The sequence below is a fragment of the Corynebacterium sp. ZY180755 genome (genome assembly GCF_054331495.1).
The window spans coordinates 677,578-704,476 of record NZ_CM135811.1 but is presented as its reverse complement, the minus strand read 5'-3'; the positions used below and the strand labels follow the sequence as shown (position 1 = coordinate 704,476).

General features: G+C 54.8%; 20 protein-coding genes and 2 rRNA genes. 13 read left to right on the top strand and 9 right to left on the bottom strand.

From position 1 onward, the window contains the following. Positions 1-64 precede the first annotated feature (64 nt). Positions 65-1,585, top strand: a complete 1,521-nt coding sequence (locus ACXM2N_RS03200) for a carboxyl transferase domain-containing protein (RefSeq protein WP_458489943.1) — start codon at positions 65-67, stop codon at positions 1,583-1,585. A 41-nt stretch (positions 1,586-1,626) separates the two neighbouring features. On the opposite strand, the gene fkpA is transcribed toward ACXM2N_RS03200, so the two are convergent. Together fkpA and ACXM2N_RS03190 are read right to left on the bottom strand one after the other, a co-directional pair. Then, a complete protein-coding gene (gene fkpA / locus ACXM2N_RS03195; protein WP_458489941.1) occupies positions 1,627-1,986 on the bottom strand; it encodes an FKBP-type peptidyl-prolyl cis-trans isomerase FkpA in 360 nt (119 codons plus the stop codon). Between the two features lie 156 nt (positions 1,987-2,142). After that, positions 2,143-3,429, bottom strand: a complete 1,287-nt coding sequence (locus tag ACXM2N_RS03190) for a citrate synthase (RefSeq protein ID WP_458489939.1) — start codon at positions 3,427-3,429, stop codon at positions 2,143-2,145. Between the two features lie 835 nt (positions 3,430-4,264). On the opposite strand from ACXM2N_RS03190, the gene serC reads away from it, so the two are divergent. The 3 genes from serC to ACXM2N_RS03175 all read left to right on the top strand — a co-directional run bounded on the left by serC (position 4,265) and on the right by ACXM2N_RS03175 (position 7,710). Continuing rightward, the gene (serC, locus tag ACXM2N_RS03185; protein ID WP_458489937.1) at positions 4,265-5,398 is read left to right on the top strand and encodes a phosphoserine transaminase; all 1,134 of its coding nucleotides are present in this window, start codon (positions 4,265-4,267) and stop codon (positions 5,396-5,398) included. A gap of 208 nt (positions 5,399-5,606) precedes the next feature. Then, complete coding sequence (gene sepH / locus ACXM2N_RS03180) at positions 5,607-6,650, top strand: septation protein SepH (RefSeq protein ID WP_458489935.1); 1,044 nt, start codon at positions 5,607-5,609, stop codon at positions 6,648-6,650. Positions 6,651-6,768: 118 nt separating this feature from the next. Next, positions 6,769-7,710 carry a DUF6928 family protein gene (locus ACXM2N_RS03175; RefSeq protein WP_458489933.1) on the top strand — a complete coding sequence of 314 codons (942 nt, stop codon included), beginning with the start codon at positions 6,769-6,771 and terminating at the stop codon, positions 7,708-7,710. On the opposite strand, the gene ACXM2N_RS03170 is transcribed toward ACXM2N_RS03175, so the two are convergent. The 3 genes from ACXM2N_RS03170 to ACXM2N_RS03160 form a co-directional block, all read right to left on the bottom strand. After that, complete coding sequence (locus tag ACXM2N_RS03170; RefSeq protein ID WP_458489931.1) at positions 7,699-8,508, bottom strand: TrmH family RNA methyltransferase; 810 nt, start codon at positions 8,506-8,508, stop codon at positions 7,699-7,701. The genes ACXM2N_RS03175 and ACXM2N_RS03170 overlap by 12 nt on opposite strands. A 64-nt stretch (positions 8,509-8,572) precedes the next feature. Then, entirely contained in the window at positions 8,573-10,021 is a 1,449-nt protein-coding gene (locus tag ACXM2N_RS03165) for an NCS2 family permease (protein ID WP_458489929.1), read from the bottom strand. A gap of 259 nt (positions 10,022-10,280) precedes the next feature. Next, on the bottom strand, positions 10,281-10,994 hold the full coding sequence (locus ACXM2N_RS03160; RefSeq protein WP_458489927.1) for a DUF3027 domain-containing protein: 714 nt from the start codon (positions 10,992-10,994) through the stop codon (positions 10,281-10,283). A 110-nt stretch (positions 10,995-11,104) separates the two neighbouring features. On the opposite strand from ACXM2N_RS03160, the gene ACXM2N_RS03155 reads away from it, so the two are divergent. Then, entirely contained in the window at positions 11,105-11,965 is an 861-nt protein-coding gene (locus tag ACXM2N_RS03155) for a glutaminyl-peptide cyclotransferase (RefSeq protein WP_458490983.1), read from the top strand. 13 nt (positions 11,966-11,978) lie between these two features. Beyond that, positions 11,979-12,521 (top strand): DUF2771 domain-containing protein, encoded by a 543-nt coding sequence (locus ACXM2N_RS03150; RefSeq protein ID WP_458489925.1) that lies wholly within the window; start codon positions 11,979-11,981, stop codon positions 12,519-12,521. Positions 12,522-12,556: 35 nt separating this feature from the next. On the opposite strand, the gene ACXM2N_RS03145 is transcribed toward ACXM2N_RS03150, so the two are convergent. Further along, a complete protein-coding gene (locus ACXM2N_RS03145) occupies positions 12,557-12,940 on the bottom strand; it encodes a cold-shock protein (RefSeq protein ID WP_458489923.1) in 384 nt (127 codons plus the stop codon). Positions 12,941-13,532: 592 nt separating this feature from the next. Between ACXM2N_RS03145 and ACXM2N_RS03140 the strand changes: the two genes are divergently transcribed. The 3 genes from ACXM2N_RS03140 to ACXM2N_RS03130 all read left to right on the top strand — a co-directional run bounded on the left by ACXM2N_RS03140 (position 13,533) and on the right by ACXM2N_RS03130 (position 16,577). After that, on the top strand, positions 13,533-14,174 hold the full coding sequence (locus ACXM2N_RS03140) for a resuscitation-promoting factor Rpf1 domain-containing protein (protein ID WP_458489921.1): 642 nt from the start codon (positions 13,533-13,535) through the stop codon (positions 14,172-14,174). Between the two features lie 427 nt (positions 14,175-14,601). Beyond that, positions 14,602-14,955, top strand: a complete 354-nt coding sequence (locus ACXM2N_RS03135) for a DUF485 domain-containing protein (protein WP_458489919.1) — start codon at positions 14,602-14,604, stop codon at positions 14,953-14,955. Beyond that, positions 14,955-16,577, top strand: coding sequence for a solute symporter family protein (locus ACXM2N_RS03130; RefSeq protein WP_458489917.1), 1,623 nt, complete (start codon positions 14,955-14,957; stop codon positions 16,575-16,577). Before ACXM2N_RS03135 ends, ACXM2N_RS03130 begins: the two co-directional genes overlap by 1 nt. Positions 16,578-17,295: 718 nt before the next feature. Here the strand turns inward: ACXM2N_RS03130 and ACXM2N_RS03125 are convergent. Then, the gene (locus ACXM2N_RS03125) at positions 17,296-17,484 is read right to left on the bottom strand and encodes a hypothetical protein (RefSeq protein WP_458489915.1); all 189 of its coding nucleotides are present in this window, start codon (positions 17,482-17,484) and stop codon (positions 17,296-17,298) included. A 66-nt stretch (positions 17,485-17,550) separates the two neighbouring features. Here ACXM2N_RS03125 and ACXM2N_RS03120 point away from each other — a divergent pair, with 66 nt between their 5' ends. Genes ACXM2N_RS03120 through ACXM2N_RS03105 form a run of 4 tightly spaced genes read left to right on the top strand, consistent with a single transcriptional unit; the run spans position 17,551 to position 23,399 of the window. Further along, positions 17,551-19,827: a helicase-associated domain-containing protein gene (locus ACXM2N_RS03120; protein WP_458489913.1), complete on the top strand. Its 2,277-nt coding sequence runs from the start codon at positions 17,551-17,553 to the stop codon at positions 19,825-19,827. Between the two features lie 12 nt (positions 19,828-19,839). Continuing rightward, complete coding sequence (locus ACXM2N_RS03115; protein ID WP_458489911.1) at positions 19,840-21,519, top strand: DNA repair helicase XPB; 1,680 nt, start codon at positions 19,840-19,842, stop codon at positions 21,517-21,519. Between the two features lie 39 nt (positions 21,520-21,558). Next, the gene (locus tag ACXM2N_RS03110) at positions 21,559-22,200 is read left to right on the top strand and encodes a DUF3239 domain-containing protein (protein ID WP_458490981.1); all 642 of its coding nucleotides are present in this window, start codon (positions 21,559-21,561) and stop codon (positions 22,198-22,200) included. Between the two features lie 44 nt (positions 22,201-22,244). Next, a complete protein-coding gene (locus ACXM2N_RS03105; protein ID WP_458489909.1) occupies positions 22,245-23,399 on the top strand; it encodes an aminotransferase class I/II-fold pyridoxal phosphate-dependent enzyme in 1,155 nt (384 codons plus the stop codon). A gap of 116 nt (positions 23,400-23,515) precedes the next feature. Here the strand turns inward: ACXM2N_RS03105 and rrf are convergent. Further along, positions 23,516-23,632: ribosomal RNA gene (rrf, locus tag ACXM2N_RS03100) — 5S ribosomal RNA — on the bottom strand. A 121-nt stretch (positions 23,633-23,753) separates the two neighbouring features. Next, positions 23,754-26,839: ribosomal RNA gene (locus ACXM2N_RS03095) — 23S ribosomal RNA — on the bottom strand. Positions 26,840-26,899: the final 60 nt, after the last annotated feature.

Here is a 26,899-nt window from a genome sequence, read left to right as displayed (position 1 = left end):
TTTGGCTAAAACTCGTCACGGCGTTCTTCAGATTGTGCCCAAAATGCCAGCTAAGGTAGTACGTATGACACGAACTTCCGCGAAACAATTAATTGAAGAAGTCTTGGACCCCGGTTCTTTTGTCAGCTGGGACACTCCCCCTCAGTACGGGGATATCTCCGACGATTACAAGGCCACGCTCGCTAAGGCAGCAGAGAAGACTGGCGTGGATGAGGCCGTCGTCACCGGTGAAGGCCTGGTAGCTGGCCAACGCGTGGCTGTTGTTTTATCTGAGTTCGGATTCCTCGGTGGTTCTATCGGCGCTACTACTGCCCAGCGCATCATCAAGGGAATTCATCGCGCCACCGCAGAGTCCCTTCCGTTGCTGATCTCCCCTTCTTCTGGTGGAACGCGAATGCAGGAGGGCTCCCCAGCCTTTGCTCTGATGATTTCCATCACCACCGCTGTATACCGCCACAAGGAAGCCCACCTTCCATTCCTGGTCTATCTGCGCAATCCAACCACCGGTGGCGTGATGGCCTCCTGGGGTTCTGCTGGCCACTTGACCTTTGCAGAGCCTGAGGCTCTCCTAGGATTCTTGGGCCCTCGCGTGGTCGAGCTAACCACCGGAACCCCAATCCCAGACGGAGTCCAGTCCGGTGAGAATTTGGCAGACAAAGGCATCATCGACGGCGTAATCTCCCCTTCTGAGCTTCGCTTGGCTATCGAGAAGATGGCGCGTGTTCTACTTTCTCCACGCGATTACGCTACCCCTCCAGAGATTGAAGAAGCCGAGCTAGTTGAGCCTGAGTCCACGTGGGCTGCCATTGAGACCACTCGATCCACAAAACGCCCTGGACTGCAGAGCATCTTGGATCGGATCGGCCAAGAAAATGTAATTTCGCTATCCGGCTCTGGTGACGGACGTAAGTCCCCCGCAATTCAGGTGGCTCTCACCCGCATTGGAGGACGTCCGGTGGTTATTATCGGCCAGGACCGTCATTCGCAGAAGCCACATGCAGACGTGGAGATGGGCACAGAGGCCCTCCGCTTCGCCCGACGCGGCATTGCTTTGGCCCACGATCTACAGATCCCGCTTATTTCTTTTATTGATACCCCCGGGGCCGAACTCTCCCAGCATGCTGAGGAGCATGCCATGGCAGGTTCCATTGCCCGCACCCTGGGCGAATTGGTGTATGTAGACGTCCCAACGGTTTCCGTTATCTTGGGTCAGGGCTGCGGCGGTGGCGCGCTGGCCATGCTGCCTTCTGACAAGGTACTGGCCACCTCAAACGGCTGGCTCAGCCCCCTCCCACCAGAGGGTGCCTCCGCTATCATCTACCGTGACACCGAGCACGCACCTCAAATGATGGAGGAACAACAGGTGGGTGCGTTTGCGCTCAAGGCCTCTGAGATCATCGATGACATCATCCCCGAGGCTAACGCCGACGAAGACCCAGAAGGCTGGGCAGACACCGTGCTCGCGCACGTCACCCGAGCTCTACACGATCTAGAGAACAATCCTGCCCGCGTTGGCCGCGAACAGCGATTCCGTCACTACGAGTTACTGTCTATGACACTCACAGGCAGCACTAAAGAGTTCTAAAGCAAAAAATGATCCGGCTTTAAGCCGGATCATTTTTCATTCTACTTAGTGCCAAGGAGGTCAATGACGAAGACCAGGGTGTGGCCGGACAGCGGGTGTCCGCCACCGGCTGGGCCGTAAGCAGCCTCTGGTGGGATAATCAGCTGGCGTCGGCCGCCAACCTTCATGCCTGGGATGCCTTCCTGCCAACCTGCGATCAGGCCGGACAGAGGGAACTCAATGCTCTGGCCACGATCCCAAGAGGAATCGAATTCCTGGCCGGACTCAAAGTCAACGCCAACGTAGTGAACCTCAACTACGCCACCTGGCTGTGCTTCTGCGCCGTCGCCCTCAACAATGTCATAAATGACAATGTCTTCAGGTGCTGGGCCTTCTGGCACCTCAATCTGTGGCTTTTCCATGAGTGATACTCTCCTTGAGTATTAGGTAAAAGTTTCAACTAACAATTATTGCAGTAAATGACATCAAACTACCAAAATGGGCCAGCCACCTTCGCAGTGAAGTGGCTGGCCCATGGGGTTAACGCTTAGGCCGGCAAGGGCTTAGCGTGGCAAGATTTAGCGCTCGCTGCGAGGGGTTACCTTGCGCAGTGGCTCGCCGGTGTAGATCTGGCGAGGGCGGTTGATCTTGGTGGTGGTTGCGAGCTGCTCGCGGTACTGTGCAATCCAGCCTGGCAGACGACCAATTGCGAACAGAACGGTGAAGAAGTCCGTTGGGAAGCCCATCGCACGGTAGATCAGGCCGGTGTAGAAGTCCACGTTCGGGTACAGCTTGCGGGATACGAAGTAATCGTCTTCCAGAGCAATCTTCTCGAGGTCCATTGCCAGGTCCAGCATTGGGTCGCCACCGAGGTGCTCGAGGATCTCGTGTGCGGTCTTCTTAACGATGGCAGCGCGTGGGTCGTAGTTCTTGTACACGCGGTGGCCGAAGCCCATCAGGCGAACGCCCTTTTCCTTGTTCTTCACGCGGTTCATGAAGTCGGTTGCGTCGCCGCCGTTTGCGTGGATCTCCTCGAGCATCTCGAGAACAGCCTGGTTTGCGCCACCGTGAAGTGGGCCGGACAGTGCGTTGATGCCGCCTGCGATGGAAACGAAGATGTTTGCCTGTGCGGAGCCGATCATACGAACGGTAGAGGTGGAGCAGTTCTGCTCGTGATCAGCGTGCAGGATGAGAAGCTTGTCAAGAGCCTTAACCAGAATTGGGTCGACCTCGTATGGCTCGGTTGGGTAACCGAACATCATGCGCAGGAAGTTCTCACGCGCGTTGAGGGAGTTATCTGGGTACATGTAAGGCTGGCCCTTAGATGCGCGGTACGCGTAAGCAGCGAGCATTGGGACCTTAGCCAGGAGGCGAACAGTAGCCTTGTCCAGCTGCTCCTCATCCAGTGGATCGAGCTGATCCTGGTAGTAGGTGGAGAGAATGTTCAGGGAGGAAGCAAGCACAGCCATTGGGTGTGCGTTGCGTGGGAAGATGTTGAACTGGGACTTGAAGTCCTCATCCAGCAGGGTGTGATGACGGATTTCATCGTTGAACTTGGTCAGCTCTTCCTGGTTTGGAAGGTGGCCCTTGATCAGCAGGTAAGAAACCTCGTTGAAGGTTGCGTTCTCAGCCAGATCAGCGATGTCGTAACCGCGGTGGCGCAGGATGCCCTGGTCACCGTCAATGTAGGTAATCTTGGACTCGGTAGAGCCGGTGGATACATAGCCTGGGTCGAAGGTTACGAGACCGGTCTCGCTGAGCATGTTACCGAGGATGACGCCGTCATTGCCCTCGGTAGCCTTGATGATGTCCATCTCGTACTCGCCACCAGGGTAATGGAGTACAGCCTTGTTTTCGTTAGCCACAGCTTCCCTTTCAATCTATGTGAATAGTCTTGCCACCCCGAGATCCTCGAAGCGACAGATGATATGCAATTTGAGTCTTAGAGATCCCACTGCCTTCTTAAGGTAAATAAAGGCAACGAGCATCGCTCATTAGGGACGCCGACACCGCAAGATGCTCTGCAGTGACGACACACAAAATCGGCCACCTCGAGGTAGCCGACTGCCCTTCCACTACCAAAATACTCTGTAATTCACGCCAGCGTTGTAGAGGTAAGGAAAGAGCAATGAGCAATGCTTCCCTATTACGTTTTATCAAGTTTTTCCACCACACGATAACTTACTTCCCCTCTGGCGTTAACCAGCACGTTCCCGTGCTAGCCGGAAGTCATTTTGGGGACTGAACGGCAGTTAAAAATCACACCGTCCTCGTGGGATAGTGCACAGTCTATCAAATTTTGTGACCCAACCAACATTTTTTCAAGATTTACTTCGCAAGGCTTCACTTCTGACGCCTTGCGGCTCCCCCGTCTATCGGCACATCCCGCAGTTTTACCGCTAGACACTCACCCCACTCACCGCAACCTTAAACTTTACAAAGCTGTGTGAATGATACTGATTCAGGCGCCACAACTCCCCTTGCCCCAAACGGGTGATAATTTACAAAAAATAACAGAAGAACTGTAGAAGATTCGAACATTCAGGGCGTAAGATTCCCGTTTAACCGTGAATTGTTAAGGCAACTCACTGTTTAATTGAGGAACGGCACTTCGCCCAATTGTTTCCTTACCTCTTACTCCATAGTTAATCCATGATTTGGTGCCAGCACAGCACCATGGACCCCAAGAAAGCGCAAGATATGAGCGATCAGTTCCCAACGTTGCCATCTGAACTCATCCCAGCTGACCCACGTTTCGGCTGTGGCCCATCCAAGGTCCGCCCTGAGCAGATTCAGGCAATCGTTTACGGCCAAGACACCATCATCGGAACTTCTCACCGCCAAGCCGCGGTCAAGGACGTAGTTGGCAGCATTCGTGAAGGCCTTTCTTCCCTCTACAATCTGCCTGATGGCTACGAGATCGTCCTCTCACTCGGCGGCGCTACCGCGTTCTGGGACGCTGCTACCTTTGGGCTCATTGAAAAGCGCTCTGGCCACCTAAGCTACGGCGAGTTTTCCTCCAAGTTCGCAAAGGCATCAAAGATGGCTCCATGGTTGGAGAACCCAACCGTGATCGAGGCATCCGCTGGCGACGCCCCAGATCCTGTTGCCATGGACGACTGCGACGTTCTGGGCTGGGCTCACAATGAGACCTCCACCGGCGCGATGGTTCCTGTCGTTCGCCCATCCGGCTCTGAGGGCTCCCTGATCGTTATCGATGCAACCTCCGGCGCTGGCGGCCTGCCAGTGGATATGCAGGAAGCTGATGTCTATTACTTCTCCCCTCAGAAGTGTTTCGCTTCCGATGGCGGAATCTGGCTGGCCGCAATGAGCCCTGCCGCAATCGAGCGCATTGAGAAAATCAATTCCTCTGATCGCTTCATCCCTGCATTCCTGAACCTGCAGACGGCAGTGGAGAACTCCCGCAAGAATCAGACGTACAACACCCCAGCTGTGGGAACCCTGCTCATGCTTGAGAACCAGGTTGCCTGGATGAATGACAATGGTGGTCTCGATGGCATGGTCAAGCGCACGACCGCGTCTTCTGACATCCTGTACACCTGGGCTGAGCAGCGCGCAGAAACCACTCCATTTGTTGCTGAGCGCGCTAAGCGTTCCCTCGTTGTGGGCACCATCGATTTTGATGATTCCATCGATGCCGCGAAGCTGGCGAAGATCCTGCGCGCTAACGGCATCTTGGATGTTGAGCCATACCGCAAGCTGGGCCGTAACCAGCTACGCATCGGTATGTTCCCTGCGATTGATTCTGCAGACATTGAGACTCTGACCAAGGCTATTGATCACGTTCTCGACAACGGCTACGCCGCACAGTAAGTCAGCGTGAAGCTGGTGCTAAAACCCTTCAGGGTTTAGCACCAGCTTTAACTTTGTTCACTTCAACTAGTTTTCCTGCCCCAATTGCGCAAATGGGCTCCAACATGGGTTATTGTTGGATCGAACGCAGCGTTGATTGTGGCCGTCACGTTGGCCACCGGAGGGCCTTTGGGCTCTTCCTTTTATTCGTACAAGGGAGTTTTCTAGCATGAGGGAACTGATTCTCAGTCCGAGCGAGTCCACTCGCGAGTCTTTGGTGTTTAGCGCCGTTGATGGTGATGAGCAGTTCTTTCTTGCTGTAGATGATTCCCTCCGCGCCACTCTCTTGGGCGAGTCGCCTTCCGACACCCCCACCACCGAAGAGTCCCCGGCGCAACCTGTCGATGACGAGCAGCCTCCGCAAGCGGAGCCTGAAGATTCGGGAAAGTCAGCGGAGGCAGAGGCATCGGAAAAACCTGCTGAACCAGTCGCAATTCGTCAGCCACGGCCTCAGCGTGAGGTAGATCCACGCGTATCCACGCCTCTAAAGATGCGCCCACGCGAGATCCAGGAAAAGGTCCGCGGTGGTGCGTCTGTAGCAGAACTGGCTGAGGAAAACGGGGTGACTGAAGCCCGTATTGAGGCCTATGCGCATCCTGTTCTTTTGGAGCGTGCCCGCATCGCTCAGATGGCAAAGCAAGCACACCCAGTACGTGATGACGGCCCAGCAAAGCTCACACTCTGGGAGGTGCTGGCTACTGCTTTCGCTGCCCGTGGCCTTGACCTGACCACCACTGAATGGGACTCCTACAAGGATCCTGCTGGACAGTGGGTCATTAAGATGAGCTGGAAAGCTGGGTTGTCTGAAAACGTTGCGGAGTGGGCATTCATGCGTCACGGCATGTCCAGTGCCACCGCTGTTGCCCGCAACGGCATTGCGGCGGATCTCATCGACCCTGACTTCGCTCAGCCAGTGCGAACATTAAGCCCAGTTGGTCGCAGCAACGAAGCACCTCGTGGTTTGGACGCCCTCATTGGCCCTGGCACTAGCCACGACGATGAGCGTGAGCCAGTAACGGACACTACTCGAGACGATATCCCTGTGGTCACGGATGAACACTTGGCCGATGAGACTCAAGAGGTAGAGGGCGATGAATTCCTCCAACACCCTGATTCCAAGCCGGCGACAAAGCGCAAGCGTAAGGCAGTGACCCCTCACTGGGAGGATGTCCTGTTGGGCGTCCGTACTAACACCAAGCGCCCACGCAAGTAATGCACCAAAGACCACGGATAAAACCGTGGTCTTTGGCGTTTCTGGGGCGCTGAGCAGGGGTGCTTCTATAAACTTCTTAGGTGTATTGTGTACGAACTTTATGCAAGGACGTGACGCCGTGTTTTCTGCCGCAGACGATGATCTTTATTTAGGCACTGACCACCATGCGGTAGTGACGTTGTGGTTTGTCACTGCCGCCGAACCAGCCAAGGTGATTGCTTCCTCCCCTAAGGCAGATCGCGGATTCGGTCGCAAGTATTTGGCCCAACTAAATCCTTCGTGGCCCATCACACCAATCGGCCAATTTGCGCTGAACCGCTCGGCGCAAGCGTCCAAAGGCGAGTTCTACATCGCCGGCCTGCCGGGCGTCGCCATTGTGCAGACGGTCATTGAAGACGCTACTCTCCTCAGCGAAATCGACCCTAAGCTGCGCAACTCTTTCCCAGCAGCAGACGTCTACGCCTTTGCAGTCAACGACAAGACGGGTGTAGGCGGGTTTGCACACTGGTCGGGAGGAAACTTGCGCCGGTGCTTCTCCGCACGCAGGGCCAGGGTGTATGAGGATCATGGTTTGCCTGAACCCTTTGAGGCTCCCTACTGGGCAGGGGAAAAGGCCGAGCCGCAGGGTGGCATTGCGCTTCCGTTCTTTCCAATTGATCTGGTCGCTGAGGCTCAGCGAGCATGGCTAGGATTCGACCCAGAAACGAGCCCGGATGTGAATGTGGTTGCCTACGCCATCGACGGACGCCCTGAGCCCAAGATCACTCCGCGCGCGAAATCCACCGCGAGTATTGATGAGGTCACTGCGGTGTCCACCACCAAGCTGGGCATCGGATCCAAGCATGATTACGACGACTACGAGGACTACGACGCAGAAGGACCCGATGGTGATGAGCTTGTACGCTTTGTGGACTCCGCCTCGGTTAAGGCGCGTAGGATTGCCCGCATCCTAGGCACCGCGGTCGCGCGTGGGGCAAGCATTTTAGGCGATAAGATTCGGCACTCAGACCGGCCATCCAAGCCGAGGAACGGCTTGGATGACAACGTGTTAGAAGACTAGGCTGCGCGCGCGTTCATAGAACGCGATGGCTGCAGCCGTCGCCACGTTGATGCTGTCAGTTCCGGGCGCCATAGGGATGCGCGCGCGAACATCGGTGTAGCGCATGGTGCGCTCGGTGAGCCCCGGCCCTTCGGCGCCAACGAGCAGAGCCACCTTCTCGTAAGGGTTGCCGGCGTCGTCGACAAGCGCAGAAGCTAGGTGCTCAGCGTTCTCATCAGGTGTTAAAGAGACCAGACGGAAGCCTGCTTCACGCAGCTCGGCCATGGAGTGGTGCCAATTGGTGGATTTGCCCTCAAAGTGGGCGAACGGCGTGCCCAACACATGCCCCATGGACACGCGAACGCTACGGCGAAACAGTGGGTCCGCGCAGCCATTGCCAAACAGCACCGCATCAACTCCCATCGACGCTCCGTTACGGAACATGGAGCCGATGTTCTCGTGATCACCTACGCCCTCCAGCACAACCACGGTGTGCGCACCGCTGATGGCTTGGGCGATACTCAGCGGCTCGGGACGATCTGCCGACGCCAGCAGCCCACGGTGCATGTCGTAGCCAGCCACCGCGGCGAGGGTCTCTCTATCGAGCGTGAGCACTTCCACGGTGTCCCCCACTGGGTTATCCGCAAGAAAGGCCTCAACTTTATCGGGGAAACCGACAATCCGGCGCACTGGGAAGCGCGACCTCAACAATCGTCCAATGACCAGTGGTCCTTCAGCTATAACCAGACCACCACGCTCATTGCGCTTGAGGTTACGGAAATCATTAAGGCGGGAATCGGAGGGATCAGTAATGTGCACCCCGATATCCTACAACGCAAAAACCTCCAGCCCCTAGGAGCTGGAGGTCAAAGAACGAGATGAGTTAGCCGAGGGCGTTCATGATTGGATCTGACGCGAAGTAAACAATGAACAGAGCGGAGATCAGCCACATGATCCAGTGGATCTCCTTGACCTTACCGGCAGCTGCTGCCATCACAGTGAAAGCAATGAAGCCCACACCAACGCCGTTAGCAATGGAGTACGTGAACGGCATGATCACGATGGTCAGGAAAGCCGGGAATGCGATGTGGAACTGGGAGAAGTCAATATCCTTGATTTGAGAAATCATCAGCGCACCAACAACAACCAGAACTGGTGCCGCAGCTTCAATAGGAACCACAGAGTAGAGCGGGGTCAGGAACATCGCGCCTAGGAACAGCAGGCCGGTAACAACGTTTGCTAGGCCGGTGCGCGCACCGTCTGCGATACCAGCGGAAGAGTCAACGTAGACAGTGTTTGAGGAAGCAGATACGCCACCACCAACAACTGCACCAAAGCCTTCAACCACCAGAGCCTTCTTCATGTCTGGCAAAACATCCTGCTCATTAACTAGGTTGGCCTGCTTACCCAGCGCGGTCATGGTGCCCATGGCGTCAAAGAAGTTTGCCAGAACCAAAGTGAAGAGCAGCAGGGTTGCTGCCAACGCGCCAACGCGGGTGAATGCACCAAACAGGGAGAAATCCCCTACGAGGGAGAGGTCAGGGATACCACCTAGGGAGTCTGGAATGACGGGGACAGCCAGAGACCAACCACCAGGGTTGTCAGCGGATGATCCGGAACCGGTCAGCGCCTCCACGATCATGGCGATGATAGTGGTGACAACAATGCCGATAAACAGGCCACCACGCACGTTGCGGACCACCATGGTGCCACAAATAACGAGGCCAATGACGAATACCAAAGTAGGCCAGGTAGAGATGGAGCCACCTTGGCCCAGTCCCACCGGAACGGTGGTCATCGCGGCGTCAGGAAGACGGGTAACAAATCCCGCGTCCACCAGACCAATCAGGGTGATGAACATGCCGATACCAACGCTCATGGCCGCGATCATTGGCTTTGGGATTGCTTCGAACACCATGGTGCGGAAACCGGAAATAGCCAAAACGACAATGATGATACCGTCCAAGACCACAAGGCCCATGGCTTCTTCCCAGCTCAGCCCCTCAGTCGACACCATGGTTACAGCAACGAGGGTATTGATGCCTAGGCCAGCCGCGATACCGAATGGGTAACGCGCGATGAGGCCAAAGGCGATGGTCATGACGCCAGCGGCCAATGCGGTGGCTGCAGCGACCTGAGCAGTGCCCAAGATCTTACCGTTGACATCCTCGATGCCGCCCAAGATCAGTGGATTCAGAATAATGATGTAGGCCATCGCGAAGAACGTGACCACTCCGGCGCGAATTTCAGACCCAACAGTGGAACCGCGCTCGGAGATTTTAAAGTAACTGTCCAGAGCACCCTGAGGTGTGGTGGAGGACGCAGATGCCATTGACTTCTCCAAGATAAATCTAAGTACATGAGAACGAAGGAATAATCTCAGGTAATAGACTTGCACCTTGAACTGGCGTTTTCAAACGTTATGCGTGCTTTATTGACAAAAATGCAGCTTCACTAGGGTTTTTGAAAAGCTAAGGGGTAACACCTTTTCTACCCCTTGATAGATAAAGACATGCAAAACACTGAAAGTTTTCTGCACCCAAACTGGTAATAACCTTTAAGCTGCAGAGACACCCTACTTGTTATAGGCGTTAGATCTCCAAAGTCTTTTCATCATCGAACGCTACCGCGGAATTATTGCTCAGTGGCTCCGTGGGCGGAGTAGCCGAGTGCGCGCCACAGCCGTAATCATGGGCAACCACAGACCCGTCCGCGGAGAACTCATTCACACACGCACCGAACGTATCGAGCGGCTGACTGAGCGGCACGAAGAAGGCACACGTTGCGCACTTCAACCGTGAGTTCTTTGCAAACAGCGAGTTTGGCCCGGTATCACCACTACCCCAGCGTCGCCTCGTCGTCTCCAGACCGTAGTGCGTCAATTTCTTTTCCGACGCCTGGTCGAACGCCCGATCCTCATTAACCAGAGTCAGGCGCGGATCATCCTTTGCCGGTGGCAGGAAATCCGTAGGCCCCAAGTCACCCGGCAGCACGCGGTCCTCATAGGGCACCCACTCAGGTGCCTGCAGCGCCTTGCCTCCAGGCACCAATGCCAGTTCACTGACCGTGATCCAGTTCGTCCCATCAGCAACCGCCACAACAGCGTTCCACTCCCAACCGTTGTAGCCGGCAACCTCTGCGGCAAAACGATGGGTGGCTACATGCTTGCCAATGTGGCCCACGCCGATATGGCGGCCGACTTTACCCTCACCTAATTCAATGAGTGCACGGCGGGCGACCTCAATCGCCTTTGAGCTCAATAGAGGGCCGGAGGCATTTCTGTTGCGGTTTCGTCTGCTGGACACGGGCTCTATTATTTCTTACCTAGACTGCTACTTTCGGTAGCAACCATACCTTTTTAGTTAATTAGGACACTACCTTGGGAAAACCACAGTTGTTAGGCATCATGGGTAACATGACCTTCCGAGAGATCCCGCGCATAGCCACTGCAGTGATTGGCATACCTATTATTTCTGCTGGCGCGGTGGCCGCATGCTCCGCTTCTGATTCCGAATCTTCCGCCCCAACCTCCCCGGAAGCTGCGACGGTGGAACGGCTGAACGTAGAAATTATCAAAACATACAATTTCAACGAACAATCCTTCACCCAAGGCCTTGAAGCAGAAGAAGACGGAAGGTTGCTGGTGGGCACCGGGCAGCAGGGTGAAAGCCACATCTATCGCACTACGTTGGACGGGGTGGAATCCGATTCCCATGACTTAGATTCCAACTTCTTTGGGGAGGGCATCACCCGCCACGGGGACACAGTCTGGCAGCTGACGTGGCAAGCCGGAACCGCCATCAAACGCAATGCTGACGATCTTAAAGAAGTGGGACGGGTAAGCTACGACGGCGAAGGCTGGGGCCTATGTTCTTATCAAGACCGCCTCATTATGTCCGATGGCACCGACCAACTCCGATTCCTCGATCCGGAGACGTTCGCAGAGGACAGCCGCATTAGCGTCACCCTCGAGGGCCAGCCCCTCAACCAGATCAATGAGCTGGACTGTTCCACTGACGCGAACGGCAATGAGATTGTCTACGCAAACATCTTCATGGACACCACCATCGCTCGAATCGACCCAGCCACCGGCTCCGTCACTGGGCTTATCGACGCCTCCACCCTCCCCAACAACGCGGATGCATCTACTCAAGACGCCGCACTCAACAATGTGCTTAACGGTATTGCCCAGACCGCGCCCGGCAGCAAAACCTTCTATGTCACTGGCAAGCGCTGGCCGGATCTCTACGAAGTCCGTTTTGTTCCCCAAAGCTAGTAGGATGTGACCCATGGCCAGCCGTAAAACCAAGCGCAAGAACATGATCCAATTTTTGGGTCTCATCGTTGCCGTTGCCCTTGTAGTAGTTGTCAGCGTCCTGTTCCAGAATTGGTGGAACTCCCGCCCTGATACACCACCACAAGAGGTGGCAGTAAAGGCAGCAGTCAATGACCAAGAGCTCGAGGTTTTCCCCTACTCAATGTGCACCCCCGGAGTTGAGTGTCAGGAAAATGACATCCCTAAGGTCACCGTGGGTGAGAATGACACCATTCATTTGGACATTCCAGAGGATATTCACGATCATGACTGGGCGCTACTGAAGATCTACGACAATCCAGCAGCTAATGATGAAACGTACTTCACTGCCAACCAGCAAACCAGCGTGGACATCCCAGCAACCGTTGACCCTCTTGGTGAAGACACCGAGCGGCCTAAGCTGATCGTAGTGGAAATTAACTCCGTCATGATTGGCCAGGATGAAAACGGCGAAGAAACCCCATACTCCACCACGTGGTCACTAAGCACTAACTACGCAGACGACTACCAAGAATAAGAAAAATCGCCTTCCTCAACAGGAAGGCGATTTTTTTACGCGTCAAGCTCCTTAGCCACAACGCGGAGGATCTTGGCAATCTGAGTGGCATCTTTGCGCTCAGGGTAACGCCCCTTCTGCAAACTAGGCTGAACCTTAGTTTCTAGCAGCGTTGCAAGATCAGAGATCATGGAGTTCAGCTCCTCAGGGCTGAACTTGTGAATAACACGCCGCTTTGGCTCTTCCACTACAGACATACGCAGAACCTGCGGGCCTTTGCGCCCTGCTGCGTAGTCAAAATCAATCCGCTGGCCCGGCTGCAGTTCTTTGACTCCCTTTGGCAGGACTTGCTTTCCCACAAACGCATCCTCGCCATCGGGATTCGAGACGAACCCAAACCCACGTTCCGCGTCATACCACTTCACTTTGCCAATAGGCACCTGCTTCGTCCTTTCTCCCGAGCCACCCAGGGGGTAGATAAAAATTAAACCCCACACTTAGTACTACCGTGCGGAGAAGAGTTTTATTCCGCTTCGAAACCGACGCCGAAGCGGTGATGAAACGATAACTATATAACAGCAAAAGCCTGCCACGCCACTTGAATCCCATGAATCTCATTCCTTCACAAAAAAGAGCACGTCAGTGGCCAAATAAAGGCAAAATAACAAAATGTTACAAATTCACAGAAAAATTAATATACTCCTTCTACCTGCGTAAACTTCAAGAAAACTCTCGGAACTTCGTACGCCAAGAAAACCAAAACGTGACACAACCGTTACAAAGCGTTACAGTTTTATGTCAGGCACCCGTGGAGCTGCTGAACGTTTCGCCAGTCCCCTGCTTGAGCGTCAGCACAGCACACGATTTTCAAGGTGCAAGAGAAGTACTTGACCGCGATGGTTTCTTGTTTCTCACAACTTCAAAACCATCAACCATATAGACAACTCAAAAGCAGGCAGGGGCCAACGCTCAAACGATTACCTAACGTTGATCCGTTGATACAGGCGAGATTACGAGAGGAAACTTTCTTTTATGGCACGTCACGCACGCAAGACTGCAACCGCAACAGCTTTTACAAAGTTCGCAGCCTCCACCGTTGCTGTGGGTACCGCTTCCGCCCTATTTGCACCAACCGCATCCGCCGCCCCTGATTCTGACTGGGATCGTCTGGCACAATGCGAGTCCGGTGGCAACTGGGCTATCAACACCGGCAACGGCTACCACGGTGGCCTACAGTTCTCTCAATCCACCTGGCAGGCTTACGGTGGCGGCCAGTTCGCGCCAACAGCTAACCTTGCTACCCGCGAGCAGCAGATCTTCATCGCTGAAAAGACCCTGGCCGGCCAGGGCTGGGGGGCATGGCCAGCTTGCTCCGCACGCCTGGGCCTGAACTCCGCACCTACCGCTCGTCCAGTGCCTGGCACTGTTGTAGCAGACGCTCCGGCTCCCGTACGCAATGTTGTTAAAAAGGCTGAGCGCACCGCTTCCGCCACGGGCCAGAATGCACAGACCTTGGCTGTGGACGCCCTCTACGCTGCCGTCAAGGAGCGTCTTGCTTCCTACGGCCTTCAGGTTCCGCCTCAGGTAGATGCTTTCTACGCTGCAAACCGCCACAACTTCCAGGCTTTCTACGCAGCTAACCGCCAGACCATTGACACCGTTCTAGGTCTTTAAGCACCCCCTAAAGAGGGTAACCCAGTCACGCTGGGCAATTAACAAGATCACCGTCAAAGCCTTCGCTTTGGCGGTGATCTTTTTTACCCAAAATACTCCTGACCAGATAATTTAGTTGTCAGACATCCGACTTCCACGCATTGTGATTACGTAAGACCCCACCTTCACAAGTTTGCGAATCCTTAGGTTAAAAAGTTTCCCCTACTTAACAAAACCATTTTCGGGACAATATCACTGCCAATAGTGTGTAATTAGCCACATCACTATCAATGAGTGATCTATCTCGCAGGGAACCTGACACCGTAGGGCAACTGACGAGGCGCTGTTCGCATGCCCTCGTGTTCTCCTCAAACCGATCGAAGTGCCCGAGCATTAGTGCCAGTAATGCAATGTTTCCCCTCCGACTTCCCACTACCGAAAGGCAACCATGTCGCAACATGCAAGCGCACCCCATGCGCCACCACCTGCTGAGTTCGTTGCAATGAACGACTCACAGGAGTTCGAGACCCTGAAGAAGACCTTCCGCGGTTTCGCCTTCCCAATGTCAGTACTCTTCCTGGCGTGGTACCTGATCTACATCACCGTCGCTACCTTCGCCGTGGACCTCATGTCTACCTACGTCTGGGGCAACATCAACTTGGGCATGACCCTCGGTATCCTCCAGTTCGTAACTACCGGTATCTTCACCTGGCTCTACGTAAAGTTCATGGGCTCCAAGGTTGATCCACTATCCGAGAACATCCGTGAAAAGATGACCAACCCAGCTGGAGGCGCACTCTAATGAACACCGCCCTCTTCGCACAGGCGCAGGAAATTGACACCGGTAACCCGCTGCTCAATATCGCCATCTTCGTCATCTTCATTGTCGCTACCATGGCCTTCGTCGTGGTTAAGACCCGCCAAACCTCTCAGAAGGGCTCTGACTTCTACACCGGTGGCGCCTCCTTCTCCGGCCCACAGAACGGTCTTGCCATTGCAGGTGACTACCTTTCTGCAGCAGCATTCCTCGGCGTTACCGGCGCTATCGCAACCGCAGGTTACGACGGCTTCCTGTACTCCGTTGGCTTCCTGATCGCTCTCTTGGTTGCTATGTTCCTGGTAGCGGAGCCACTGCGTAACACAGGTCGCTTCACCATGGCTGACGTTCTGTCCTTCCGCTTGAGGCAGAAGCCAGTGCGTACTGCTGCTGCTGTCTCCACCATCACCATCACTCTCTTCTACCTGATTGCTCAGATGGCTGGCGCCGGTGGCCTAGTGTCCCTGCTCCTCGGCCTTGACTCCACCGCAGCTCAGGCTGGCGTTGTTGCCATCGTAGGCATCCTGATGATCGTCTACGTTCTGGTTGGTGGCATGAAGGGCACCACCTACGTTCAGATGATTAAGGCAGTTCTGCTCGTTGGTGGGTCCATCATCATCGCACTGCTTACCTTCTGGGCAATCCGTGGTGGCTTCAATGAGCTGCTCGGCCAAGCTGTTGCTAACCACCCAGATGGCGAGGCAATCCTGCAACCAGGCCTCAAGTACGGCGAATCAACCCTAACCAAGCTGGACTTCGTTTCCTTGGGTATGGCTCTGGTATTCGGCACTTCCGGTCTGCCACACGTTCTGATGCGTTTCTACACCGTTCCCACCGCCGCTGAGGCTCGTAAGTCCATCACCTGGACCACCGGTATCGTTGCACTGTTCTTCCTGCTGACCGTTGTCATGGGCTACGGCGCTGCTGCACTGGTTGGCCCTGAGACTATCTTGGCTGCTCCTGGTGGAGTGAACTCCGCCGTTCTGCTCCTGACTAAAGAGGTGGGCGGCTCTATCTTCATGGCTGTGATCTCCGCTATCGCGTTCGCAACCATCCTCGCCGTTGTGGCGGGTCTGGCAATTACCGCTTCCGCATCCGTTGCACACGACCTCTACAACAACGTTATCCGTAACGGTGAGGCTACCGAGGAGGAGCAGGTTCGCGTTTCCCGCATCACCGTTATCGTGCTCGGCATTCTTGCCATCGGCCTGGGCATCGGTGCAATGGGCCAGAACATCGCGTTTCTCGTGGCTCTGGCATTCGGTATCGCTGCTGCAGCTAACCTGCCTACCATCTTGTACTCCCTGTACTGGAAGAAGTTCAACACCACCGGCGCAGTTTGCTCCATCTACGCGGGCCTGCTGACCTCAATCGTCCTTATCGTTCTATCCCCAGCATTCTCCGGTTCTGAGACCGCACTGTTCCCGAACGCTGACTTCGATATCTTCCCTCTGACCAACCCGTCTATCATTGCAATTCCTGCAGGCTTCATCATGGGCATCGTAGGTACGCTGATTGGTAAGCCAGACAACCTGCCTGAGAAGGCAGCAGAGATGGAAGTCCGTTCCATGACCGGTGTAGGTGTAGAGAAAGCTGTTGAACACTAAGCCTTAACTGCGCACGCGCTTGGAGCAAAGACCGTAACCCATGGGTTACGGTCTTCGTATCGTTGCCCCTTTATCACGTGACTCTGCCCCATTCAGCGCTGCTGGTAGGAATGTTATTTCCCATGGTCTTGCCAACCTATGAAAACCCCGGAGCGTGGATGATTGCGAATAACTTCACGCCCTGTCCTGTTAACTAATGCTGACGCAGAGGGGGCCGCATAGGTAGCGTCACAACTTAGGTCATGGTTGTAAACAGTTAGAGAGTCTTCATTAATCGGCTGATCGCGTTGTTGCTTGCCCCGCACAATGTGACTAGGCAGCTGAGCCAAGATTTGTGGTAAACCCGCTAGTATGGCTGCCCATCAAACAATTCTTGTAGCGACGTTTAGGAGGCAAGAATGGAGTGCCATGAGCCAAGTGAAGCGCCAAAACTAAACGCAAGCCTGATGTGGTTGCCCGCGGTCTTAAAGCGCTAAGTGCGAGAACCAAGTAATTAACCTTGATACGGGGTTTTGCTTAATCTTTGTCAGCCAGAGCCGAGTGATTTGAGGCAGCCCCATTGTTGGGAAGAGACCTAAATGAAATCCAGGAGGAACTGCGTATATAGTCATGCCTTCTTGGCTCTTCCCTAGACAAGAAGACAGCTAGCTGTGGCAGCCGGCAAACACCTCTAGCCTCGCGTCAGCAAACGCGAGGCTAGTGCACTAAAAAGTTGCAGTTACTTGTTAATGCGGGTGTAAGGGTGAACGTAACCGAGTTCCTCAGCTGGTACTGGGAACTCAACTTCACCGTAAGGGCTGTAAGCGCCAGCAATCTTTGCGTGGAGCTCGGTTACGGCGTGGCCATCGCCAGGAACGTGGGTTGGCCAAGCCGGATCAACGTATCCATTCTTCTTTGCGTTCGACATGTCACCTATTGTCTCACTTTTCAGGTGTAAAAGTCACCTGAAATAGCACTAAAATTGATCAGCACTATGACAATTTCGAATCGGGAGACCAAAACGCTGTCTGACTTAGCCTCATGGATTAAGTCCATTGGAGACGAAAAACTAGGCAGAATCCTCGCCAACAGGGAGGATGTTTTGCACCCAATTCCACCGGGATCCACCTCTCTAGCTGTGCGTTTGCAGTTGCCGGGATCCATCCGCCCAGCTTTTTCCAAGTTGAGTGTTTTTGACTTCGCAGTCATTGAAAAGACCATCGCACTCGGGGGTAAAACTAACCCTTTGTCTGCCCCCGAAATCGCGGCGTCTTTAGGCTCTCAACCGGAGCTCGGCAGCCTCGTTGAAACAAGCCTAGAGAAGCTCACTGACTTCGCGCTTGTGTACGGCACACCCAGTTCCTTCCTGCTTACGGAGGGCGTAGCTGCCCAGTTTGAGCACATCCCTATTCGCCTGCCAGAGCCGGACGCGCCTAGTGCTGAAGAAATTTCAGCAAGGCTGGCAAAAATTGATGAGCGCCAGCGCAAGATCCTAGACACCGTCATGTTGTCTGGGGGCACTGGGATTACCAAGGACGCGGCTGCTGACGCGGACCCTACGCGACCTATCCCCCAGCTCATTGCCTCAGGCTTACTGACTCGCGTGAGCGAGTCAGTGGTCGCTATTCCGCGCAGTGTGCGCGCCGTGCTCTCCGGCGCCCCCGTGCCCACGTCGTTTCTGCCACCGTCGGGATCTGGTCACGCCGAGCTAGCCACCGCGCCGGAAGTGTCCGGTACCGCTCTGGAAACTGTACGTGGGGTACGTGACCTCGTTGAATACGTCGGTAGGAATCCCATCGCGTTGCTGCGCGATGGCGCTGTGGGTGTACGAAACTTGGGCAGTACCACCAAAGACCTCCGCAAGGATAAAGAGGATCTGTACCCCCTGTTCACGCTTGCGCTCCAAGCTGGATTGTTGGGCACTGGTGTACCACGGCCACGCCCTGATGAGGATGAGCTCAAAAACTATTTGGCGCCCACGGGCATGTTGGATGAGTTTGTGGAGCTAACGCTTGCACAACAGTGGGCTTATCTTGTGGCGTGCTGGTTTGAGTATTCATCGGCTAAGCCGTGGGCCATCGGATTGCCTGGTCGAATGGAGGCAGGCAAGCCCAAGGCGGTACGCCTTCTGGATAAGGAGATGAAGGATTCCTCGTTACCCCTGGTGCGCAAGGTACTTCTGGAGATCGTTGGCCGCGCCCCACTGACCCGCAAGGAGCTTAGGAACCTAGCTGCCTACGAGCGCCCACTCGTCATCGCACACCGTAGTGAGGAGGACATTAACGGCGTCATTGATGAAGCAATCTCTCTGGGCGTGCTCGCAGAGACCACCCACCTGCATCCAACGCCGGTTCTGCGGGGTCTTCTGGGCCAGCAGGTGACTAAACTTGCCCCGATCACTGCGGTTACGGACGAAGGCAAGGCCTTGCAGAGTTTTGAGGCCTACCACGCCCTCGTGCCCATCACAGAAGAACTCACTCCTGCTGAGGTGGACCAGTTCATCATGCAGGCGGACATGACGGTGCTGGTGCCTGGACCAATGCCCCGCCCGTTACAGGTGGAGCTCGCCCTGCTCGCTGATCTGGAGTCCGCGGGCATGGCCAGCGTCTACCGCATCACAGAGGAAAGCCTCGCCCGCGGTTTTGAGGCCGGTCGCAGCGACCAGGAAATCATGGGATTTTTCACCCGCCACAGCATGAGCGAAGTGCCCCAGTCACTGAACTACCTAGTCAATGACTTGGCCCGCCGTCACGGTACGGTACGAGCCGGCACTGCACTCAGTTACGTGACCAGCAAAGATCCAGATGCTCTTGCGCCTGTTGCACAGAACTTGGGGCTGCGGTTGCTCGCGCCCACTGTTGCAATTTCACACAAGCCACTGCCGGAGCTCATGAATGAGCTCAAAGCTTCTGGGCTCAACCCCGCTGCAGAGAATGAGGATGGCATTAGCATTGACATCCGCCCCGAACCCGCGCGCGTCCGCTTCGCCCCTGCCCCACGCAGGGCGGATCCAAGCCATGACCGAGTGGTGACCGCTATTGCTAAGATCCGCGAGCTGGACGGTAACAGCGGGGGCGTGTTCACGGAGAACTTTCACACCGTGATCCAGAAAGCGATTAAGGAAAAACACGATCTGAAGCTAACGTTGGGCGAGGATGAAATAACAGTAAGCCCCATTGACGTTCGTATGGGTAGGTTGTCTGCAGTCAATGCTGACACCGCTGATCTGGTCTCCATCTCGCTCAAGGAGATCACAGAGATTACGTGGTAAAGAGGAGAAATTGTGGCGTTTGGTGACGGACCACTGATTGTTCAATCTGACAAGACTGTGCTTTTGGAGGTTGATCACGAGTTAGCGAACGAGGCCCGCACCAAGCTCGCCCCGTTCGCAGAGCTGGAACGCGCCCCGGAGCACATCCACACGTACCGCATCACCCCGCTCGCCCTGTGGAACGCACGCGCCGCTGGCCACGACGCGGAGCAGGTGGTTGATGTGCTCGAAACGTACTCACGGTTCCCTGTGCCGCAGGCGCTGCTTATCGACGTCGCGGAGACCATGTCCCGATACGGCCGCGTGCGCTTGCACGCGCACCCCGCCCACGGGTTGATCCTCGAGTCCGATGAGCCCGCCATTCTTGCAGAAATCACGCGACACAAAAAGATCGCGCCAATGCTCGGCGCACCTATCAGTGGACAGGACGGTGTCATTCCCGTTCACCCGTCAGAGCGTGGCCGCCTCAAGCAGGAGCTGCTTAAGGTAGGTTGGCCTGCAGAGGATCTGGCCGGCTACGTGGACGGGGAATCCCACCCTATTTCCCTGTCCACCGAGCACGAACAATGGAGTTTGCGCGACTACCAAGAAACGGCCGCGGATTCCTTCTGGGAGGGTGGCTCCGGCGTGGTTGTTCTGCCGTGTGGCGCGGGCAAGACAATGGTAGGTGCAGCCGCCATGGCCAAAGCACAGGCCACGACCTTGATCTTGGTCACCAACACAGTGGCAGGCCGTCAGTGGCGCGATGAGCTGCTGCGCCGCACCACCCTCACTGAGTCTGAGATTGGCGAGTACTCAGGGGAGAAAAAAGAGATTCGCCCCGTTACTATCGCCACCTACCAAGTAGTGACCCGCAAAACTAAAGGCGAGTACCGCGCGCTTGAGCTGTTCGACTCTCGCGACTGGGGACTCATCATCTACGACGAGGTCCATCTTCTTCCTGCCCCAGTGTTCCGCCTGACTTCTGACTTGCAGTCTCGCCGCCGGCTCGGACTCACCGCCACGCTCGTGCGCGAGGACGGCCGCGAAGGCGACGTTTTCTCCCTCATTGGCCCCAAGCGCTACGACGCCCCATGGAAGGACCTCGAACACGCCGGCTTCATCGCAACTGCCGAGTGCGTGGAGGTTCGGTCAACCATGAGTAAGACTGAGTCCATGATGTACGCCACCGCTGAAACTAAGGACCGGTATCGCTTTGCCGCGTGCGCAAGCAGCAAGATCGCTGGGATTAAGAAGATTCTGGCCCACCATGAGGGCGAACAGACACTCATCATTGGAGCCTACATCGACCAGCTAGAAGAAATTGCTGGCATTGTGAACGCCCCCATCATCGATGGTCGAACCAGCACCAAGAAACGTGAAGAACTCTTTAATGCATTCCGCAGCCAAGAGATTTCCACATTGGTAGTGTCCAAGGTTGCGAACTTCTCCATTGACCTACCCGAAGCTGCGGTAGCTATTCAGGTCTCCGGCACCTTTGGGTCACGCCAGGAAGAAGCACAGCGTCTTGGGCGCTTGCTGCGCCCCAAAGCTGACGGGGGCGAGGCCTACTTCTACACTCTGGTTTCCCGCGACAGCGTGGACGCCACTTACGCTGCACACCGCCAACGATTCCTGGCCGAACAAGGCTACGCCTTCCGCATCGTCGATGCCGCGGATTTGGATCAGGCGTTACCCATGATCACCGGCTAAACTAATCTGCGTACATTCCCCAACTAGAAGCGGTACATGATGGCACGATTCACCTTTGATATTGACGAAGAATATGCACGCAAGAACAACGAGCTGCTCAAGGACACCCGCCGCTTGCAGCTATCAGCGCTGATCTTCGCCCTCATCCAAATCGCCATCGGCGTAGGCGTGTGGCTCTACCTAGACAAAGACGCCATGGGATGGATTGTCCTCATTTGCTTCGCGGTGATGGCGCTGCTGACGTTGTCCCTTACCATCATCATCCCTAAGAAGGTAGGCGATCCGCACCAGCTGTATAACAACTATGATCTGGTGCCGGCAATCGTGGCCAAAGTTAATCCACGCGACGTCGTGCTCTTAGCATTGGTCAACACCAGCATGGATTCTAGCCAGAAGCCACGTTGGGCACTTGCAGCCCGCACTGTCACTAACATCCATGGCCACCACCGCCGCGTGGGTGAGCGAGTACCTTCTGTGGCCGTAACCGGGCAGCGCAGCGCTGGCTCGGACTGGTGGGATCAAATTACGCCAATGCCCATCGCTTGGGCTACCAAGGATGAAGCAACCATCCGGCGAGCTGAGAAGCAGATCCCACACGAGCAGTGGAAAAAGCTGGAGAAGAATATCGGCCAGCTGGACAAGGTCCGCGACACCAAGTTCGATCTGCTCCCCCTTACCTAAGCAAAAGCCCCGCACGGGGCTTTTTTCATGCGTAAAATTGCGACATGACTTATGGGGTACGCCGTCTCAGCGAATTTGGCGAAACGATTTTCGCCACCATATCTGCCCGCGCAACTGAACTGGACGCATTAAATCTGGGGCAAGGATTTCCCGATGATGGTGGCCCCGCCCCAATGCTGAAACGTGCCCAAGAAGAGATCGCAAGAGGCAACAACCAATATGCCCCTGGCAAGGGTGTATTCGAGCTCAGAGAAGCTGTAGCGCGCCATCAAAAACTTCATTACGGCGTTCCTGCAACTGCTGAGGAAGTCCTCATCACCGTTGGCGCCACAGAGGCAATTGCAGCCACGATTATGGGCCTAGTGGAACCTACACAAGAGATAATCGTTCTGGAGCCGTATTACGACTCCTACGCCGCCGCAATCGCACTTGCAGGAGCAACTCGTGTGCCCGTTCCTCTCAGACGCTGTGGCAACACATGGGATCTAGACCCAGATGCTGTTGCGAATGCAATGACCGATAAAACAGCGATGATCATCGTGAACTCTCCGCACAACCCCACAGGTTCCGTGTTCACTGAGCAATCCATAAAGAAACTCGCGGAAATGGCGAAGGAACGAGATATCCTCATCCTCTCTGATGAGGTTTACGAGCATCTTACCTTCGACGTACACCACATCAACATCGCCTCCCTGCCGGGTATGTGGGAACGAACCATCACGGTTTCAAGTGCCGCGAAAACATTTAATGTAACCGGTTGGAAGACTGGCTGGGCTGTTGCACCTTCCCACCTTTTAGCCCACGTGACGAAAGCAAAACAATTTCTCACCTACGTAGGTGCAACGCCCTTCCAACCAGCTGTTGCTTACGCACTGGAAGAGGAACAACCGTGGGTGGAGAAGATGCGAACTAGCCTCAGCTCCCGAAAGGAATTGTTAGAACAGGCGCTGAGTGAAGCGGGAATCAAAACGTTTGAAACCCACGGCACGTACTTTGTTCTTGCCGAAGCACCGGAACAATTCAAATCCGGCACCGAATTTGCAACCTTCCTCTTAGAAGAGCATGGAATAGCTACCATCCCCGTAGAGGTATTTAGCGATCACAAGGAACCGTGGCGTAGATTAATCAGATTTACTTTCTGCAAAAACGAAGAAACCATGCTGAAAGCTGCCGAAGCAATAAGAAAGATCAGTTTTTAAGCCGATAGACCTCCGCTGCTTTTTATATCCCCGACACAAGGAGATATTAGTTCCGGATACACGACTAAGGCCCTAGAACTTGAGGTTCTAGGGCCTTAGTTTGTTGTTAAGTTTTTGGTCGGCGGTGACTTACTCTCCCACACCCTCCCGAGTGCAGTACCATCAGCGCTGTCGGGCTTAGCTTCCGGGTTCGGAATGGGACCGGGCGTGGCCCCGACGCTATAACCACCGACACATCTATTACTGAGTGTGGACACAACCGCCTTGGTGGGGTGTGTTGTGTTGTGTCAGATACTGCATAGTGGACGCGTAGTCTATTACTGTTTTTGTTCGTAGAATGTTGTGGGTTTGTTGTTGGTTGTTTGTTGGTAAATTAGTACCAGTCGCCTTCACACCTTGCGGTGCTTCCAGGTCTGGCCTATCAACCCCATAGTCTGTGGGGTACCTCAAATGAAACCTTATCTTAAAACAGGCTTCCCGCTTAGATGCTTTCAGCGGTTATCCCTTCCGTACGTAGCCAACCAGCTATGCCCCTGGCGGGACAACTGGCACACTAGAGGTACGTCCGTCCCGGTCCTCTCGTACTAGGGACAGCCTTTTTCAAGTTTCAACGCGCGCGGCGGATAGAGACCGAACTGTCTCACGACGTTCTAAACCCAGCTCGCGTGCCGCTTTAATGGGCGAACAGCCCAACCCTTGGGACCTACTCCAGCCCCAGGATGCGACGAGCCGACATCGAGGTGCCAAACCATCCCGTCGATATGGACTCTTGGGGAAGATCAGCCTGTTATCCCCGGGGTACCTTTTATCCGTTGAGCGACACCACTTCCACTCGTAGGTGCCGGATCACTAGTCCCTACTTTCGTACCTGCTTGAGCTGTCGCTCTCACAGTCAAGCTCCCTTGTGCACTTACACTCAACACCTGATTGCCAACCAGGCTGAGGGAACCTTTGGGCGCCTCCGTTACGTTTTAGGAGGCAACCGCCCCAGTTAAACTACCCACCAGGCACTGTCCCCAACCCAGATCATGGGCCAAGGTTGAGATGCTCAATTCGATCAGAGTGGTATTTCAACTTGCGACTCCGCATCACCTAGCGATGATGAATCAACGTCTCCCACCTATCCTACACAAACCGAACCAAACACCAATACCAAGCTATAGTGAAGGTCCCGGGGTCTTTTCGTCCTGCCGCGCGTAACGAGCATCTTTACTCGTACTGCAATTTCACCGGGCCTGTGGTTGAGACAGCAGGGAAGTCGTTACGCCATTCGTGCAGGTCGGAACTTACCCGACAAGGAATTTCGCTACCTTAGGATGGTTATAGTTACCACCGCCGTTTACTGGGGCTTAAATTCTCCGCTTCGCAACCACAAGGGTTGCTAACAGGTCCTCTTAACCTTCCAGCACCGGGCAGGCGTCAGTCCGTATACATCAACTTCCACGTTTTCGCACGGACCTGTGTTTTTAATAAACAGTCGCTTCCCTCTATTCTCTGCGACCACCACCAGCTCAACCAGTCTGTCACCAGCAGTGGTCCCCCTTCTCCCGAAGTTACGGGGGCATTTTGCCGAGTTCCTTAACCACAGTTCACCCGATCGCCTTAGTATTCTCTACCTGACCACCTGTGTCGGTTATGGGTACGGGCCATATGTGCACTCGCTAGAGGCTTTTCTCGGCAGTACAGGATCACCAACATCCCCAACAATGGGTACGCATCACGCCTCACCCTCATGTGGCACGGATTTACCTATGCCACGGGCTGCACGCTTACACCACAATCCAATAAGTGGCTCGGCTACCACACTGCGTCACCCCATCACTTGGCTACTACCAACGAAGGTCCCACGCACACACACACCACAACTAATCAAAGAAAAGCAGTGGAGGTGTGTGGGTGGTTAGTACCATTGATTCACCACTGGGCGCGCACACACGGGTACCAGAATATCAACTGGTTGTCCATCGACTACGCCTGTCGGCCTCGCCTTAGGTCCCGACTCACCCTGGGAAGATTAGCTTAACCCAGGAACCCTTAGTCATTCGGCGGATAAGTTTTTCACTTATCATTCGTTACTCATGCCTGCATTCTCACTCGCACACACTCCACACCCGCAGGTTACCCTGGTGCTTCACAGTCGTGCACGACGCTCCCCTACCCAACAACACCCAAGGGTGTTATTGCCGCGGTTTCGGCGGTGTACTTGAGCCCCACTACATTGTCGGCGCAGAACCACTCGACCAGTGAGCTATTACGCACTCTTTCAAGGGTGGCTGCTTCTAAGCCAACCTCCTGGCTGTCTTCGCGATCCCACATCCTTTTCCACTTAGTACACTCTTAGGGGCCTTAACCGGCGATCTGGGCTGTTTCCCTCTCGACCAACGGAGCTTATCCCCCGCAGTCTCACTGCTGTACTCTCACTTTGACCGGCATTCGGAGTTTGGCTGACATTGCTAAGATTGTGGTCCCGCTCAACCAACCAGTAGCTCTACCTCCGGCAAGAAACATACAACGCTGCACCTAAATGCATTTCGGGGAGAACCAGCTATCACGGAGTTTGATTGGCCTTTCACCCCTACCCACAGCTCATCCCCTCAGTTTTCAACCTAAGTGGGTTCGCGCCTCCACAGCATCTTACTGCTGCTTCACACTGGCCATGGGTAGATCACCCCGCTTCGGGTCCAGAACATGCCACTCACACACCCTCATTAGGATTCGCTTTCGCTACGGCTACCCCACCCGGGTTAACCTCGCGACATGCCGCTGACTCGCAGGCTCATTCTTCAAAAGGCACGCCATCACCCCACAAGTGGAGGCTCTGACGGATTGTAAGCACACGGTTTCAGGTACTATTTCACTCCCCTCCCGGGGTACTTTTCACCATTCCCTCACGGTACTCATCCGCTATCGGTCACACTGAGTATTTAGGCTTACCGGGTGGTCCCGGCAGATTCACAGCAGATTCCACGAGCCCGCTGCTACTCGGGAACACAATCAAAAAACACCATCATGCTTTCACGTACGGGACTCTCACCCACTACGGTAGACCATTCCAAGCCACTTCCGTTAACACAACAAGCAATTTTCCAGCAGTCGGTAGCCCACTGACGATCATGCCCCACAACACCACACACGCAACCCCTACCAGGTATCACACGCACATGGTTTAGCCTCATCCACGTTCGTTCGCCACTACTAGCAGAATCACAATTGTTTTCTTCTCCTACGGGTACTGAGATGTTTCACTTCCCCGCGTAACCCCCACAACAGCTATGAATTCACTGAAGGGTAACCGCACATAACCACGGCCAGGTTTCCCCATTCGGACATCCTCGGATCAACGCTCTATTGGCAACTCCCCGAGGCTTAACGCAGCCTTACACGTCCTTCATCGGCTCAGCATGCCAAGGCATCCACCGTGTGCCCTTAACCAAACAACACAACAAACAGATACTCACAAACAAAAAACACTAAGAACAAAAAAGAATAGAATCTTCTTT